Consider the following 14,205-nt stretch of genomic DNA (forward strand, 5'->3'; position numbering starts at 1 on the left):
TCCGGTGGGCCCGGCTAGGCCGACTTGTAACCGGCCGTCTTCGCGATCCACTCGATGAAGTCGCCGGGGTCCTCGTTGGCGCCGTGGCCCGCGTCCCAGTAGTAGAGGTGGCTGACGTCGTCGCCCAACTGGTCGGCGGCGGCCGCCAGGTTGGCGGAGACGGTGAGCGCGGTGTCGGAGTCGGAGGTGCCGAGCCGGATCCACCAGTGCTTGGTACGGCCGGAGTTGGGCTGGTCGATCAGGTGGTGCATCGGGTTCATCAGCCGCAGCTTCTCGGGGATGTCGCCGGCCAGCCGGGCGCTGCTCCCCTTGTCCTCGCGCAGGCTGTAGAGGGTGAAGTGGCGGAACTGCTCGGTGCCCTTGCCGAACTCGTTGTTGATGTCGCCGGTCATCGTGTCCGAGGAGTCGGTCGGGAAGGCGAACAGGTCGAAGGCGGGCGCGTCCTTCTTGCGGGCGCCGACGTGGGTGAGGAAGTCGGCCCAGCTGAAGGTGGCGTTCTCGCCGTCCCAGGCGATGAAGGTGTTCTTCGCCAGGTACGTCTCGCGGTCCGCGTCAGAGAGGGCGGCGAGGTACTTGGTGGCGGACGGCTGGAGGTACGTCTTCACCAGGTACTCGTCGTAGTTGCGGGCGGTGAGCGTGCCGAAGCCGTTCAGGCCGCGCAGCTTCAGGCCCGCCTGGTACTCCGCGAACTGCGACTTCAGTTCCTTGGACACCGTCTGGTCGACCTGCGCGCCGGTGCTGAGCTTGTTGCCGCCCCAGTTCCACTCGTAGGCGCCGTCGGCGTGCTCCAGGTCGGTGATCGGGCACCAGGCGCCGGTCGCGAAGACCGCGTCCGAGGCGTCGGCGGCGCCGATCTCCTTGAGGTACTTGTCGTAGATCGGGCTGTCGCCGGACGCGCCGAGCAGCGCGGACAGGCCGCCGCCGGCGCTGGTGCCGGTGGAGAAGATCCGGTCCACGTCGCCCGGGACGCGGCCCTTGTTGGCGCGCAGGTAGCGGACGGCGGCCTTCAGGTCGACGATGGCGGCCGGGGCGGTGCCGTAGTACTCGCCGGCGCTGTTCTTCAGGGTGCGCCCGCGCGCCCCCGGCTCCACCACCACGTATCCGGCGGCCAGGCCGAGCTGCGGCAGGCTGACCATTTTGCCGCCGGCCTGCTGCGCGGAGCTGCCGGACTCGGTGCCGGTGGCGGAGGACGCCGCGGCCGACGGGGCGGCCGAGGCGCTCGCGGCGCCGCTCGGCGCGGTGCCGCTCATGCCGCCGCCCACGCCGGTGGCCTCGGCGACCGACGAGGGCATGTAGCCGCCGACCGAGTTGGCGAACAGGATCGGGGCGCCGGTGGCGTCCACCGCCTTGCCGTCGATCTTGACCGGGACGCTGACGTTCAGGCTCTGGTACGCCTCGTCGACCGGCTTGGAGACGTAGGTGATGGCCTTCCAGAAGCGGTACGTCACCTCGTGCTCGGTACCGGCCGGGTCCGTGACGGTCGTGGTCAGCGTGGTGTACGCGGCCGTGTCGAAGACCAGCGCGCCGGACGCGGAGGAGCCGCCCTTCTCGCTCTCGGCCTGCGCGGTCAGGGCGATGCCGCCCACCGCGGCGACGCCCGCGGTCGCGCCGATTCCCAGCACGACACTCCTGCGCTTGACTGCCCTGTGCTTCACGTTGACGCCCTTCTGGGTCCGTACGGGCTTGCGTCTGTGAACGTAGGCAATCGTCGACAAGATTGCCAACAATCTGCCGGGCTTCGGCGGTATTCACGGGGGACGCACAGTTTCACGGTCGACTCACAGGGGAGCACGGGGGTGACTGGGTGGCCGGTACAGGGATTGAATGGCCCCATGTCCCGAACGAGTGATCGACTGCCGCTCTCCGTCCCCCGGCCCCGGCCCGCCGGCCACGGCCTGCGTCTGGGCGCCTGGGACCCCGACTCGGACGCCGACGCCGAGACCTGGCTGCGCGGGCTGCTGGACCCCGACTTCCGGCGCTGGAACACCCCGCTGAACCTGGTCACGGACCTGGACAGCGTCCGCGAGGCGCTGCGCGGCCGGGCCCGGCAGGAGGCGGACGGCGGCTCGGTGTCCTTCCGGGTCACGGACGAGGAGACCGGGGCGACGCTGGGCCACGTCGGCGTCAACGAGATCAACCGGCCCATGCGGGTGGCCCGGGTCGGCTACTGGGTGCTGCCCGAGGCGCGCGGCCGGGGCGTCGCCACCCGCGCCCTGCTGCTGGCCGCCGAGTACGCCTACGCCGAGCTGGGGCTGCACCGGCTGGAGCTGGGCCACGGCGTCGGGCACGGCGCCTCCTGCCGGGTCGCCGAGCGGTGCGGGTTCCGGGCCGAGGGCGTACTGCGCGACGCGATGTTCGAGGCGGAGCGGCACGACGCGTTCCGCGACGTCCATTTGCACGCGCGACTGGCCACGGACGAGCCACCGGTGCGGTGACCGGCGCTGCGACCACTGCTCCGTCCACTGCGGTGACCGGCGCTGCGATCACTGTTCCGTCCACTGCGGTGACCGGCGCTGCGACCGGCGCTGCGATCACTGCTGCGACCGGCGCTGCAACCGGCGCTGCGACCACTGCCCTGCCCCCTCAGGGCCACAGCAACCCCCGCCGCCACCCCGTCGCCTCCCGGCGGTACACCAGCCGCACGTGCTGCCGCCGCGCGTCCCCCTGGAAGAACTCCACCTCGTCGGGGCGCAGCCGGTACAGCGTCCAGGTCGGGGCCGGGGCGTCCGGTTCCCGGCGGGCCCGTTCCCAGGCCGCCGCCGACGTGTCCGCCAGCTGGGCGAGTGACTCCAGCGGCTCGCTCTGCCGGCCGGTGAGGGCGGCGGCCAGCGCGCCCGTGGAGCGCACCCCGAGATCCGCCCGCGCCTGCTCGGGCGGCGCGGCGCCGACCGGGCCGCGCACCCGCACCTGGCGGCCGAGCAGCGGCCAGTAGAGGGCGAGGGCGGCCTGCGGGCGGGCGGCGAGCTGGCGGCCCTTGCGGCTGCCGGAGTGCGTGGCGAAGGACCAGCCGTCCGGGTCCGCGCCGTGCAGCATCACGATCCGCACGTCCGGGCGGCCGTCCTCGTCCGCCGTCGCCAGCGACACGGTGTGCGGCTCGCGCTCCCCGGCCGCCACCGCCTCGGCGAACCACCGCGTGAACAGCGGCAGCGGCTCGGCGGGTGCGGTGGCCGGGTCGAACGGCGGCAGCTCGGTCACCGCCGGGTCCCAGACCCGCAGCGACCGCAGCAGACCGTCGAGCTCGCCGGTCACTCAGACCGAGCCGAGGTCGGAGGAGAGCCACCGCTCGGGCCGCATGCGGATGATCAGTTGCTCGCCGTGGTTCTCCCAGGCGAAGTCGACATACCCGTCGACCTTCCCGGCCGGCAGATAGCGGGCCGACATCTCCCGGAGCAGTTCCCGGGTGGCGGGCTCGGTCCCGGTGACCGGCCCCTCCACCGAGACGTACCGGATGGTGGGCTCCACCCGGTCGGCCAGCAGCGAGAACCGCCCGCTCGCCTTGATCAGCTCGTACTTGCGCGACGTCGCCCCGGTCAGGATCCAGACGTCGCCGCCGGGCGCGTACTGGTACCAGATGGGCACCGTCAGCGGGGCCCGCCCGGTGCCCGCGTCGACCGCCAGCGCGGCGATGTGCGGCTCGGCCAGGAACTGTTCACGCTCTGCGCGGCTCAGCGCCATGTCGGTCTCCTCGGACGTCCTCGGATGCGAGTCGTGATCCCGGTCCAGTCTGCCGGAAACGACGAACGGCGGCCCACCGGAGTGGACCGCCGTCCGACGGACAGGACTGGACGGGGCAGGACAGGACAGGACAGGGCAGGGCAGGAAACGGCAAGGCAGGGAACGGCAAGGCGCGGGGGGCTACTTCGTCGGTTTGCGGCCCGTGACGCCCAGATGGACCAGCAGCGCCAGACCCGGCTTCAGCTCCGCCTGCTTCACGCCCCAGGCGGAGGTGCCCTTCTGGTGCGAGGCCACGGCCGACAGCATCGCGACCAGCGAACCGGCGACCGCGGCCGGGCTGACGTCCTTGTCGACCTTGCCCTTGGCCTGCAACTCGGCGACGGAGTCCGCCAGCGAGCCGGTCACCGAGGTGAGGATCCGGGTCCGGAGCTTGCTGAACCGCTTGTCGCCCTCGGCGGCACCGAGGTCGACGACCCGGAGGATGGCGTCGTTCTTCCGCCAGAACTCCAGGAATCCGTCGACGAGTTCCTGCGCGGTCGTCCAGCCGGCCCGGCCGGTCCACGAGCGGCCCTGGACCAGCGCGGTCAAGTCGGCGGCGTCGGCGGTGGTTTGCTCGGCGATCTCCAGGACGGCGCCCTCGACGTCCGGGAAGTACTGGTAGAAGGTCGCGGGCGAGGTGCCCGCCCGGCGGGCGACATCGATGACTTTGACGTCGCGGTACGGGGAGGAGCTGAGCATCTCGCTGAGGCAGTCGAGCAGCTTCTGCCGGGTCGCCTGCCCTCGCCGGCCGGCCACCCGCCCGTCGACGGTACGCACTTGTCCTGTCATGCCCGTCAGCTTACCGAGGGGTGATCAGGGCGCGATTCGGCCGACTGCAAATGGGGTGCGCGGTGGTCCCGGGAGCGCTGTGCCTGGTCTGCGCGGTGCGCGGCATCCGGTTACGTTGGCGACATGGCCGAAAACAGCGCATCCGGCGACGCCTGCACCTACCCCGAGGGCGTCCCTTGCTGGGTGGACGCGCAACTCCCCGACGTGGCGGCCGGCCGGCGGTTCTACGGCGAGCTCTTCGGGTGGACGTTCGACGCCCCGAGGGACGACGCGACCGTCTGGGCCCGGCTGCGCGGCGCGCCCGTCGCCGCCCTCACCCCCAAGACCGACGGCCGCATGCCCACCGTGTGGACGGTGTACTTCTCCACCGCCGACGCCCGCGCGCTGGCCCGCCGGATCGAGGCGGGCGGCGGGCAGCTCGTCACCCCGCCCCGTTCGGACGGCGACCTGGGCGGCGCGGCGCTGGCCGCCGACCCGCAGGGCGCCGTCTTCGCGCTCTGGCAGCCGGGCCGGCACGCCGGTTTCGGCCGCCGGCACGAGCCGGGCACCTTCACCTGGGCCGAGCTGTACACCAGGGACACCGAGGCCGCCGACCGCTTCTACGGCGACCTGTTCCACGACGCCCTGTTCGGCCCCGGTGCCGAGCCCGACTTCGGCCGGGCCCCGCTGACCGGCGTCTTCCCCGCCGAGATGCCGCCGCACTTCCTGGTCCACTTCCTGGTCGGCGACTGCGAGGCGGCGCTCGGCACGGCGGTCCGGCTCGGCGGCCGGGTACAGGTTCCGCCATTCGAGACGTCGTACGGCGGAGTCGCGGTGGTCACCGACGATCAAGGAGCCTCGTTCGCCCTGCTGCAACGCTGATTTGCCCTGGATTGCCGCGAGACACCCTGATTGACCGCGGGTTCGCCACCAAGGCTTCGGACAGGAAGAATCAGGGTGCGTGCCGCCGCGGCGGTGTGGTGGTGAGACGCTGCACTTCGGTCGCGTACATATGTGGGTGGCGCGGCTCGTACGGGGAGGTGGCAGGCAAGTGGTGGATCAGCTGACGCAGCACGATCCGCGGCGGATCGGGCCGTTCGAGGTGCTGGGGCGGCTCGGGGCCGGCGGCATGGGGCTGGTCTATCTCGCGCGCTCGGCATCGGGCCGGCGGGTGGCGATCAAGACCGTGCGCACGGAACTGGCCGAGGACCAGCTGTTCCGGGTCCGCTTCACCCGCGAGGTCGAGGCGGCCCGCGCGGTGTCCGGCTTCTACACGGCGGCCGTGGTCGACGCCGATCCGCGGGCCGCCGTGCCGTGGCTGGCGACCGCGTACGTGCCCGCGCCCTCGCTGGAAGAGATAGTGAACGAGTGCGGGCCGCTGCCGGCCCAGGCGGTGCGCTGGCTGGCGGCGGGCATCGCCGAGGCGCTCCAGTCCATCCACGGCGCCGGGCTGGTCCACCGCGACCTCAAGCCGTCCAACGTGCTCGTCGTCGAGGACGGCCCCCGGGTGATCGACTTCGGGATCGCCTCCGGCGTCTCCAACACCCGGCTGACCATGACCAACGTCGCCGTCGGCACCCCCGCCTACATGTCCCCGGAGCAGGCCAAGGACTCCCGCTCGGTGACCGGCGCCAGCGACGTCTTCTCGCTCGGCTCCACGCTCGTCTTCGCCGCCACCGGCCACGCCCCCTTCCACGGCGCCAACCCGGTCGAGACGGTCTTCATGCTGCTGCGCGAGGGCCCCGACCTGGACGGGCTGCCCGCGGAACTGCGCCCGCTGATCGAGTCCTGCATGCAGATGGAGGCGCACGGCCGGCCCAGCCCCGCCGACCTCCAGTCCCAGCTCGCCCCGCACCTGTTCGGCTCCGGCTCCGACGACAGCGGTACGGCGTCGGCCTGGCTGCCCGAGCGGGCGGTCGGCCTGATCGAGTCCCGCCGGGGCGGCAGGCCCGCACCCCGGCCCGCCACCACCGCCGGCCGGGCCCCCGCCGCCCGGGTCCCCGCCCCGGCCGTCCCGCCGCCGCCGGCCCACGCCCCGGCGGTGCCCGCCCCGGCCGGCGCCCCCGACCCCGGCCCGGTCCGGCTGGCCGGCGCCGCCGTGCCCATCGGCCCCGGCCCCCGGGTCGCCGACACCCGCGCCGCCGTGGTCAAGGCGCCGCCCCCGGAGGCCGCGCTGTCCGCCTCCTGGGCCAAGCCCCGACCCGGCGCCAACGGCGCCGACACCGCCGTACCGCCCGCCCCGGCCGCACTGCCCACCGCGCCGCCCGACCCGGCGGCCACCGGCTGGCGGCCCTGGCGGTTCCGGATGTCCAACGACGTCTGGGGCACCCCGTCCGTCGCCGGCGACCTGGTCTACGTCACCTCCTTCGAGGTGCACGCCCTGGACGTGGCCACCGGCCGGCGCCGCTTCAAGACCCGGGACGTGGCCTGGTCGATGGCGGTCGCGGACGGCCGTATCCACGCCTCCGACGGGCCCACCCTGTACGCGCTGGACGCCCGGGAGGGCGCCGACCTGTGGCGGCTGTCCACGGACGCCTGGGTGTACGCGCTCAAGGCCGACCAGGGCACCGTCGTCACCGGCACCCGCGGCGGCGGCGTCCAGGCCTGGGAGGCCGCCACCGGACAGAGACTGTGGGAGACCAGCGGCTGCCAGACCGACTTCGAGTCCCCGGAGGCGGGCCCGGTCCTGCACGACGGCACGGTCTACGTCTGGCAGGACGCCCGGCTGCGCGCCCTGGACGCCCGCGGCGGCGAGGAGCGCTGGTCGTACCCGATCGGCGACGCGGCCTCCTGCGGCGGCGTGCCGGTCCGGATCGGCCGGGCACCGGACGGCTGCGTGTACGTCTGCGCCGGTACGCGCGTCCTCGCCCTGGACGTGGCCACCGGACACGTCCGCTGGCACTTCGAGGCCCCCGCGGTCTTCCTCTCCCCGCCGGTCTTCGTGCCCGGCCCGGCCGTCACCGGCGGCGGTGTCTACCTCGCCGACTACCTCGGCACGGTGTACGCGCTGGACGCCGCCGACGGCCGGGACCGCTGGCGGATCGCCACCGAGGCGCGCACCGCCACCGAACCGGTGCTGGTCGCCGCCGGCCACGTGCACGTCGGCAGCGGCAAGGGCCTCTACACCCTGGACGCCGTCACCGGCACGCCCAAGTGGCGGTTCCAGGCGGGCGGCGACATCGTGGGCGCGCCCGCGGTGGCCGAGGGCCGCATCCACTTCGGCTCCACCGACCACCTCCTCTACACGCTGAAGGCCGACGACGGCCGGCTGCGCTGGAAGCTGGCGACCGGCGGCGAGATCACCGGCACACCGGTGGTGCGGGACGGCATCGTCTACGCGTGCAGCAAGGACCGCTGCGTGTACGCGCTGGACGCGGAGAAGGGCACGGGGACGGCCCGGAGCACGTAGGTCCTGCTGGCTGGGCCGGGCCGGGCTGGGCGGGGCAGGAACGGGCGGGGCAGGAACGGGCCGGGCATGCGTCGGCCGCGGTGGCTCCCCCCTCGGCGCCACCGCGGCCGTTCCCCCGCCGTCCCCCGTCTTTTCCCCCGTCCCCCGTCCCCCTCTTCCCCCGTCCCCCTTTTCCCCCGGTCCCCCCGGTCCCCCCGGCTTGCCCCGCTGCCCCCTCCGGTGCGGAGGCGCGGTCAGGACTCGTCGGTCGTCGCCGCCGCCGTCGTCGTCGTGGCGGTGGTGGCGGTCTCCTCGTCCATGACGTGGTTGTCCTGCGTGGTGGCCTCGGTCTCGGCATCCATGACGTGGTTGTCGAGCGGCTTGACCACGGTGTCCTTCTTGGCATCGGCCATGACCTGAACTCCTGTCCATCGATCGGCGAACGCCCGCCCGGCGGCTCCCCCGAGCGGCTGCCGGACGGGCATGTCAGGGTCGTTCACCCTAGCGACGCCGAGCGCCGCTGATCCGTCTGCCCCCCGACGCGACGGACCGACAGACCGAGGGTGCCGCGCGGCGATAAACGAACGATGAACGCCGCGGACGCCGCCGCGCGGCTCAGGCGACGGCGGCCGGCCGGAGCAGCGGCCGCACCTCGTCGGCCTCCGGCGCGCCGAGCCGCTCGAAGACGGTGAGCGCCTCCTGCAAGCAGGCCCGGGCCCGGCCGGTCTGGCCGAGCGCGCCGAGCGCGCGGCCGAGCACGGTCAGCACGTTGCCGCGCCGCCACTCGCCGCTGTCCCCGCGCAGCACGGCGAGCGCCTGCTCGGCCAGGGCGGCGGCGCGCGCCGGGTCCCGCCCGGCCAGCCGCGCCTCGGCCAGCCGGAACAGGGTCATCCCCTCCCACAGCCGCTGCCGGCTGTCGCGGAACACCTCCAGCGCCTCGGTCAGCCGGTCGACGGCCGCGTCCAGCCGGCCCTGCCCGGTGAGCGCCAGGCCCAGCGCGTAGCGGCCGTTGGCGCCGCGCAGGGCGTGCCCCAGCCGGTCGTAGATGGCGATGCCCTGCCGGGCCAGCTCCACCGCGCTGGTGGTGCGGCCCAGGGCCAGGTGGCTGCGGGAGAGGTTGCACAGGGCGCTGGCCTCCCCGGCCAGGTTCCGGTCCGCGCGGAAGATCTCGATGGCCTGCCGCAGGTACCCCTCGGCCTCCGCGTTGCGCCCCTGGTAGATCGCGCTGATGCCGCGGTCGTTGGCGGCCCAGCAGTGCGGTGCCGGGTCCCCGGCGAGGGCGGCCAGTTCCATGGCCAGCCGGGCCTGCTCCTCCGCCGCGGCGAACCGCCCGGCCACCAGATGGACGTTGGTCAGCGTGGTCAGCGCCCGGCTCAGCACACCGGGACCGGCCGCGTCCTCGGCCGCGTCCCGCAGGGCGAGGGCGGCGACCTCGTACTGCTTGGCGTTGGCCCCGGACTCGGCCAGGTCCTTGGCCGCCCACAGCAGATCGACGGCACGGGCCAGGGCGGGCCCCTTCGCGCTCTGCTGCACGCAGGCCAGCAGGACGTGCGCCTCGGCGTACAGCCAGTCCCGGGCCGCGTGCCGGTCGGCGAAGGCCAGCCCCGGGTACGCGGTCGCCGCGAGGTGGTCCACCAGCCGGTCGCCGGGCCGCTCGATGGCGTACACGGCGGACGCGGTGGCCAGGTAGAAGTCCAGCAGCCGGGCCAGCGCCGCGGCCCGTTCGCCCGGCGGCGACTCGTCGCGTTCGGCGCATGCACGCGCGTAGAGCCGGACCAGGTCGTGGTACCGGTAGCGGCCCGGCGCCGCCGACTCGAGGAGCGAGGTGTCGACGAGCGACTCCAGCAGGTCCTCGGCGTCCTCGGCCGGCAGGTCCAGTACCGCCGCCGCCGCGGCCAGCGAGATGTCCGGGCCGTCGGCCAGCCCCAGCAGCCGGAACGCCCGGGCCTGGGCGGGCTCCAGCTGGCCGTAGCCCAGCTCGAAGGTGGCGGCCACCGCCAGGTCACCGGTCTGCAGCTCGTCCAGCCGGCGGCGTTCGTCGGCGAGCTTGGCGGCCAGCACCGACACCGTCCAGGTGCGCCGGGCGGCCAGCCGGGCCGCGGCGATCCGGATCGCCAGCGGCAGGAAACCGCAGGCCGCCACCACGTCCAGGGCGGCCTCCCGCTCCGCCGCCACCCGCTCGGCGCCGACGATCCGGGTGAACAGCGCCAGCGCCTCCTCCGGCGACATGACGTCCAGGTCGACCAGATGGGCCCCGGCCAGCCCCGCCAACCGCACCCGGGAGGTGACCAGCGCCGCGCAGCCCGCCGCGCCCGGCAGCAGCGGACGGACCTGGGCGGCGTCCCGGGCGTTGTCCAGCAGCACCAGCACCCGGCGGCCGTCCAGCACCGAGCGGTACAGCGCGGCCCGCTCCTGGAGCGAGTCGGGGACGGCCGAGTCGGGGGTGCCCAGCGCCCGCAGGAACGCGCCCAGCACCGTCTCCGGCTCGGCCGGCCGGGTCCCGGCGCCCTGGAGGTCGACGTAGAGCTGTCCGTCCGGGAAGGCGGCCCTGGCCTGGTGGGCGACGTGCACCGCGAGCGTCGTCTTGCCGACGCCGCCGATCCCGGCGACGGCGGACAGCGCCATCACCCGGCCCGCGGTGCCCGCCGCCGAGCCCAGCACCTCACTCAGCTCCCGTACGAACGCGGCCCGCCCGGTGAAGTCCGGCACCGTGGCCGGCAGTTGCGCCGGGCGGACCGGGGCCGGCGCGGGCCGCTCGACCGGCCCGGCGGGCTCCGCGAGGGCCGGGTCGGCGCGCAGCACCCGCCGCTGGAGCTCCTGGAGCCGCGCCCGCGGGTCCACGCCCAGCTCCTGGGCCAGCAGCTGCCGGGTGTCGGCGTACACGGCGAGCGCCTCGGCCTGCCGTCCGCTGCGGTACAGCGCCAGCATCAGCAGTTCGCGCAGCCGCTCGCGCAGCGGGTGCGCGGCGGTGAGCGCGGTCAGTTCGGAGACGGCCTCCGCGTGGCAGCCCTGCGCCAGGTCCAGGTCGAGCCGGGTCTCCAGGAGTTGCAGCCGCCACTCCTCCAGTCGCACCCGCTGCCCCTGCGCGTACGGCCCGGGTACGCCGGCCAGCGCCTCGCCGTCCCACCGGGCCAGCGCGCCGCGCAGCAGCTCCCGGGCCCGGCCCAGGTCACCGGCGGCGCGCGCCTTCTCCGCGGCGACGGCCACGTCCTGGACGTCGGTGAGGTCCAGCGCCCCGTCGGCCGGCCCGGGCACGGCGTACCCGCCGGACTCGCTGACCAGCACCCCCTCGCCGAGCACCTTGCGCAGCCGGGACGCGTAGGTGCGGACCGCCGCCAGCGCCCGGGGCGGCGGCTCCTCGCCCCACAGGGCGTCGATCAGCTCCGCCGCGGTCGCGGTGCGGCCCTCGCGCAGCAACAGGGCGGCGAGCAGGGCGCGTTGCATGGGCGAGCCGGTGGCCAGCGGTTCGTCGCCGCGCCAGGCGCGTACCGGACCGAGCACGCCGAACCGCAGGGCGGCCCGCTGCCCCGGCGTTCGCGGCTCACCGTCCATCCAGTCCCCCTAGATATCCCGAGCAACCCCGTCAGTCTGCCCTGTCCGTGCCGTCCCCGTCAGCCGGGGGACGCGCGGATCGGCGCCGGAGGTACGGCGTGGCACACAGCTCTCACACGGTCTCCCCAAACGGCCGGTGCGCCACCGCGGTCGCGGACGGTCCGTCTCCGGTCCGTCGCCCGTTGGTCATGTTCGCCGGGAAGCCTCGGGGAAGGTTCCCGTGGAGACCCGGGGACACCGGGACGCGGGGACGCGGGAGAGACGGGTGGTGCGGTCGTGCGGGTCGTGACCTGGAATCTGTGGTGGCGGTTCGGTCCCTGGGCGGAACGGCAGAAGGCGGTCCTGGCCGTACTGCGGGACCTCGGCCCCGACGTGGTGGGCCTCCAGGAGGTCTGGGCGTCGGAGGACGGCGGCAACCTCGCCGAGTGGCTGGCCGGCGAACTCGGCCTGCACTGGACCTGGGCGGCGTACGGCGCGCCGGAGCGCTGGCAGCGGCGGATCGGCTCCGACGCGGTCGTCATCGGCACCGCGGTGCTCAGCCGCTGGCCGGTGGTGGAGCGGGCGGCGCTGCGGCTGCCGGCGCCGGCCGAACTCGACGACGGGCGAATCGCGTTGTACGCCGGTCTGGACGCGCCCGGGCACCAGGTCCCGTTCTGCACCGCCCACCTGACCTCGGCGGCGCCCGCCTCGGCGGTCCGCCGCCGCCAGGTCACCGCGGTCACCGGCTTCCTCGACCGGCACCGGCGCGGCACCGCCCACCCGGGCGTGCTCACCGGGGACTTCAACGCCGGCCCCGGCACCGACGAGATCCGCCTGCTCGCCGCACGGGGCTACCCGGACGCCTGGGACCTGGCCGACCCGGCCGCACCGTCCGCCACCTGGGACCCGGCCAACCCGTACGTCACCGGCGACGGCCCGCCGAACCGCGTCGACTACATCCGCCCCGGCCCGCCCGGCCCCGGCGGCCTGGGCCGGGTCCGGGCGGTGCGCCGGGCGGGCGACGGTCCGGTGGACGGCGTATGGCCCTCGGACCACTTCGCGGTGGTCGCGGACCTGGCGGGGGCCGGCGCACCCCAGGGGGCGTAGGTCCCTGACGGCGGCCCACACCCCAGGGGACGCAGGCCCTTTAACGGCGGCCCACATCCCAGGGGGCGCAAGCCCCCTAACGACGGCCCAGGAACACCGGGTTGGTGAACGCCGCCAGCGCCCCCGGCAGCGCTCCCGCCGCCACCTCGTGCCGTACCTCCGCCCGGACGTAGGCCGCGTACGAGGCGGTGGTCCGCCACTCCACCACGCCCTCGCCGGAGACCGGCAGCGGGCCGCCGGTGTGCAGCACTCCCTGGTCGGTGACGAACCGGACGGTGCAGCGCGGCGCGCCGGTCACCGCCAGCCGGACGGTGACCGGGGTGTCGCCGGCCACCGCGAGCCGCTCGCCGATCCCGGCGTGCTCCCCGCGCCCGCCCGCCGCGGTGAACGCCAGCGTGAGCCGCGCGGACTCGGCGACGTAGCACCGCCCGGCCCGGATGCCGTCCTGGATCGCGCGCCGGGTCAGGTCGTCGGCGAGGACGACGGTCTGCGGCAGCCCGATCACGTCCGGATCGCGGTGCGAGTCGCTGCTGCCCATCGCCGGAAGCCAGCCCCGCCCGTCCCGCCCGTCGCTCCCGTCCCGCACCGACGCCACCAGCATGCCGTCCCAGTCGGCCAGCGCCACCTCGTCGTCCGGGGTGTAGGGCCCGTTCCACACCTCCACCGCGTCCGCCTCGTCGAAGCCGAACTTCCAGTTGCAGCCGATGCAGGTGGCGTGCGGATGGGCCGGGACGACCAGCCCGCCGGCCCGGCGGATCTGCCGGGCGAACCGGCCGAACCGGTTGTCGCGCGCCCGGTAGCGCCAGTCGACGAAGGTCCCCGGGTCCGTGCCCAGCGCCAGCACGTGTCCGTTGCGGGTCGTCACCTCCTCGCCGACCATGATCAGCAGGTCGTCCCCGGCCAGCTCGGCCCAGTGGGCGTGCGCGGCGTGCGTGTTGTGCTCGGAGGAGTTGATGAAGTCAAGGCCCGCCGCCCGCGCCAGCGCCGCGATCTCGGCCGGGGTGCGCCGCCCGTCGGAGTACCAGGAGTGCAGATGGCAGTCCCCCCGGTACCAGGCCCGCCCCCGTCCCCCGGCCCGCTCCGGCGGATAGACCGGCGTCGCGGCCGCGGCCGGTTCGCCGTACGCCAGCGTCACCGTGAGCTCGTACGCCAGCCCCTGCGGGGCCACCGTGTACGGGCCGAGCGCGATGTGCCAGGTCCCGGCCCGCACCGGCCCGGGGAGGTATCCCGGCGTCGCCTCGTCCGCCCGGACGAAGAACTCGGTGCGCGCCCCGCCCGACCAGCCCCGGAAACCCCGGCCGCCCAGCTCGGTGCCGCGTTCGTCGAACAGGCCGATGTCTAGCGCGTTGCCCGCGGTGCCGGCCGGCACGGCGGGCTTGTCGTAGCTGTAGGAGACCCGGAACTCCCGCACCCCGTCCGGTACTTCGACCGGCACGTACACGAAGTCCGGCGACCCGGTGGGCAGTGTGCCCCGGATCGTCCTGGTCTGTTGTCCTTCGGCGGCCGACGCGAAGCTCACGGTGCCGAGCGTAAGCGCGGCGGCGGCCCCCGTCACGAACACGGCGCGTCTGCCGATCCCGGCGGAACTCTCTTCGCACATGGTGGCTGCTCCCGATACCAGGCGGTGGCCGCGACTCTGGTATTGACCCGTGAACCGAGGGACAAGGGAAGACAGCGGGCAGAAGAAACAATCGCCG

At 74.8% G+C, this 14,205-nt stretch carries 11 protein-coding genes; 4 read left to right on the forward strand and 7 right to left on the reverse strand.

Annotated elements, in window-relative coordinates; genetic code table 11:
• Positions 1-14: 14 nt before the first annotated feature.
• Positions 15-1,655, reverse strand: a complete 1,641-nt coding sequence (locus AB0G32_RS01445; RefSeq protein ID WP_361156516.1) for a subtype B tannase — start codon at positions 1,653-1,655, stop codon at positions 15-17.
• Between the two features lie 177 nt (positions 1,656-1,832).
• Here AB0G32_RS01445 and AB0G32_RS01450 point away from each other — a divergent pair, with 177 nt between their 5' ends.
• The gene (locus tag AB0G32_RS01450) at positions 1,833-2,435 is read left to right on the forward strand and encodes a GNAT family N-acetyltransferase (RefSeq protein WP_361156519.1); all 603 of its coding nucleotides are present in this window, start codon (positions 1,833-1,835) and stop codon (positions 2,433-2,435) included.
• 148 nt (positions 2,436-2,583) lie between these two features.
• Here the strand turns inward: AB0G32_RS01450 and AB0G32_RS01455 are convergent, their stop codons facing one another.
• From AB0G32_RS01455 to AB0G32_RS01465, 3 genes are all read right to left on the reverse strand, one after another.
• Positions 2,584-3,249: a pyridoxal 5'-phosphate synthase gene (locus AB0G32_RS01455; RefSeq protein WP_361156521.1), complete on the reverse strand. Its 666-nt coding sequence runs from the start codon at positions 3,247-3,249 to the stop codon at positions 2,584-2,586.
• Positions 3,250-3,675 carry a pyridoxamine 5'-phosphate oxidase family protein gene (locus AB0G32_RS01460; protein ID WP_361156524.1) on the reverse strand — a complete coding sequence of 142 codons (426 nt, stop codon included), beginning with the start codon at positions 3,673-3,675 and terminating at the stop codon, positions 3,250-3,252. It abuts the gene before it with no gap.
• 180 nt (positions 3,676-3,855) lie between these two features.
• On the reverse strand, positions 3,856-4,491 hold the full coding sequence (locus AB0G32_RS01465; protein WP_361157141.1) for a TetR family transcriptional regulator: 636 nt from the start codon (positions 4,489-4,491) through the stop codon (positions 3,856-3,858).
• A 135-nt stretch (positions 4,492-4,626) separates the two neighbouring features.
• On the opposite strand from AB0G32_RS01465, the gene AB0G32_RS01470 reads away from it, so the two are divergent.
• Entirely contained in the window at positions 4,627-5,364 is a 738-nt protein-coding gene (locus tag AB0G32_RS01470; RefSeq protein WP_361156527.1) for a VOC family protein, read from the forward strand.
• A gap of 169 nt (positions 5,365-5,533) precedes the next feature.
• Complete coding sequence (locus AB0G32_RS01475; protein WP_361156530.1) at positions 5,534-7,891, forward strand: serine/threonine-protein kinase; 2,358 nt, start codon at positions 5,534-5,536, stop codon at positions 7,889-7,891.
• 233 nt (positions 7,892-8,124) lie between these two features.
• Here AB0G32_RS01475 and AB0G32_RS01480 read toward each other — a convergent pair whose 3' ends face one another.
• Positions 8,125-8,283, reverse strand: coding sequence for a hypothetical protein (locus AB0G32_RS01480; RefSeq protein WP_361156532.1), 159 nt, complete (start codon positions 8,281-8,283; stop codon positions 8,125-8,127).
• A 202-nt stretch (positions 8,284-8,485) separates the two neighbouring features.
• Complete coding sequence (locus tag AB0G32_RS01485) at positions 8,486-11,422, reverse strand: BTAD domain-containing putative transcriptional regulator (protein WP_361156535.1); 2,937 nt, start codon at positions 11,420-11,422, stop codon at positions 8,486-8,488.
• 276 nt (positions 11,423-11,698) lie between these two features.
• Between AB0G32_RS01485 and AB0G32_RS01490 the strand changes: the two genes are divergently transcribed.
• Entirely contained in the window at positions 11,699-12,508 is an 810-nt protein-coding gene (locus tag AB0G32_RS01490) for an endonuclease/exonuclease/phosphatase family protein (RefSeq protein ID WP_361156537.1), read from the forward strand.
• A 76-nt stretch (positions 12,509-12,584) separates the two neighbouring features.
• Here AB0G32_RS01490 and AB0G32_RS01495 read toward each other — a convergent pair whose 3' ends face one another.
• The gene (locus AB0G32_RS01495; protein ID WP_361156540.1) at positions 12,585-14,108 is read right to left on the reverse strand and encodes a CehA/McbA family metallohydrolase; all 1,524 of its coding nucleotides are present in this window, start codon (positions 14,106-14,108) and stop codon (positions 12,585-12,587) included.
• Between the last annotated feature and the right edge of the window lie 97 nt (positions 14,109-14,205).

The sequence above is a fragment of the Streptomyces sp. NPDC023723 genome (assembly GCF_040639815.1).
GTDB lineage: Bacteria > Actinomycetota > Actinomycetes > Streptomycetales > Streptomycetaceae > Streptomyces.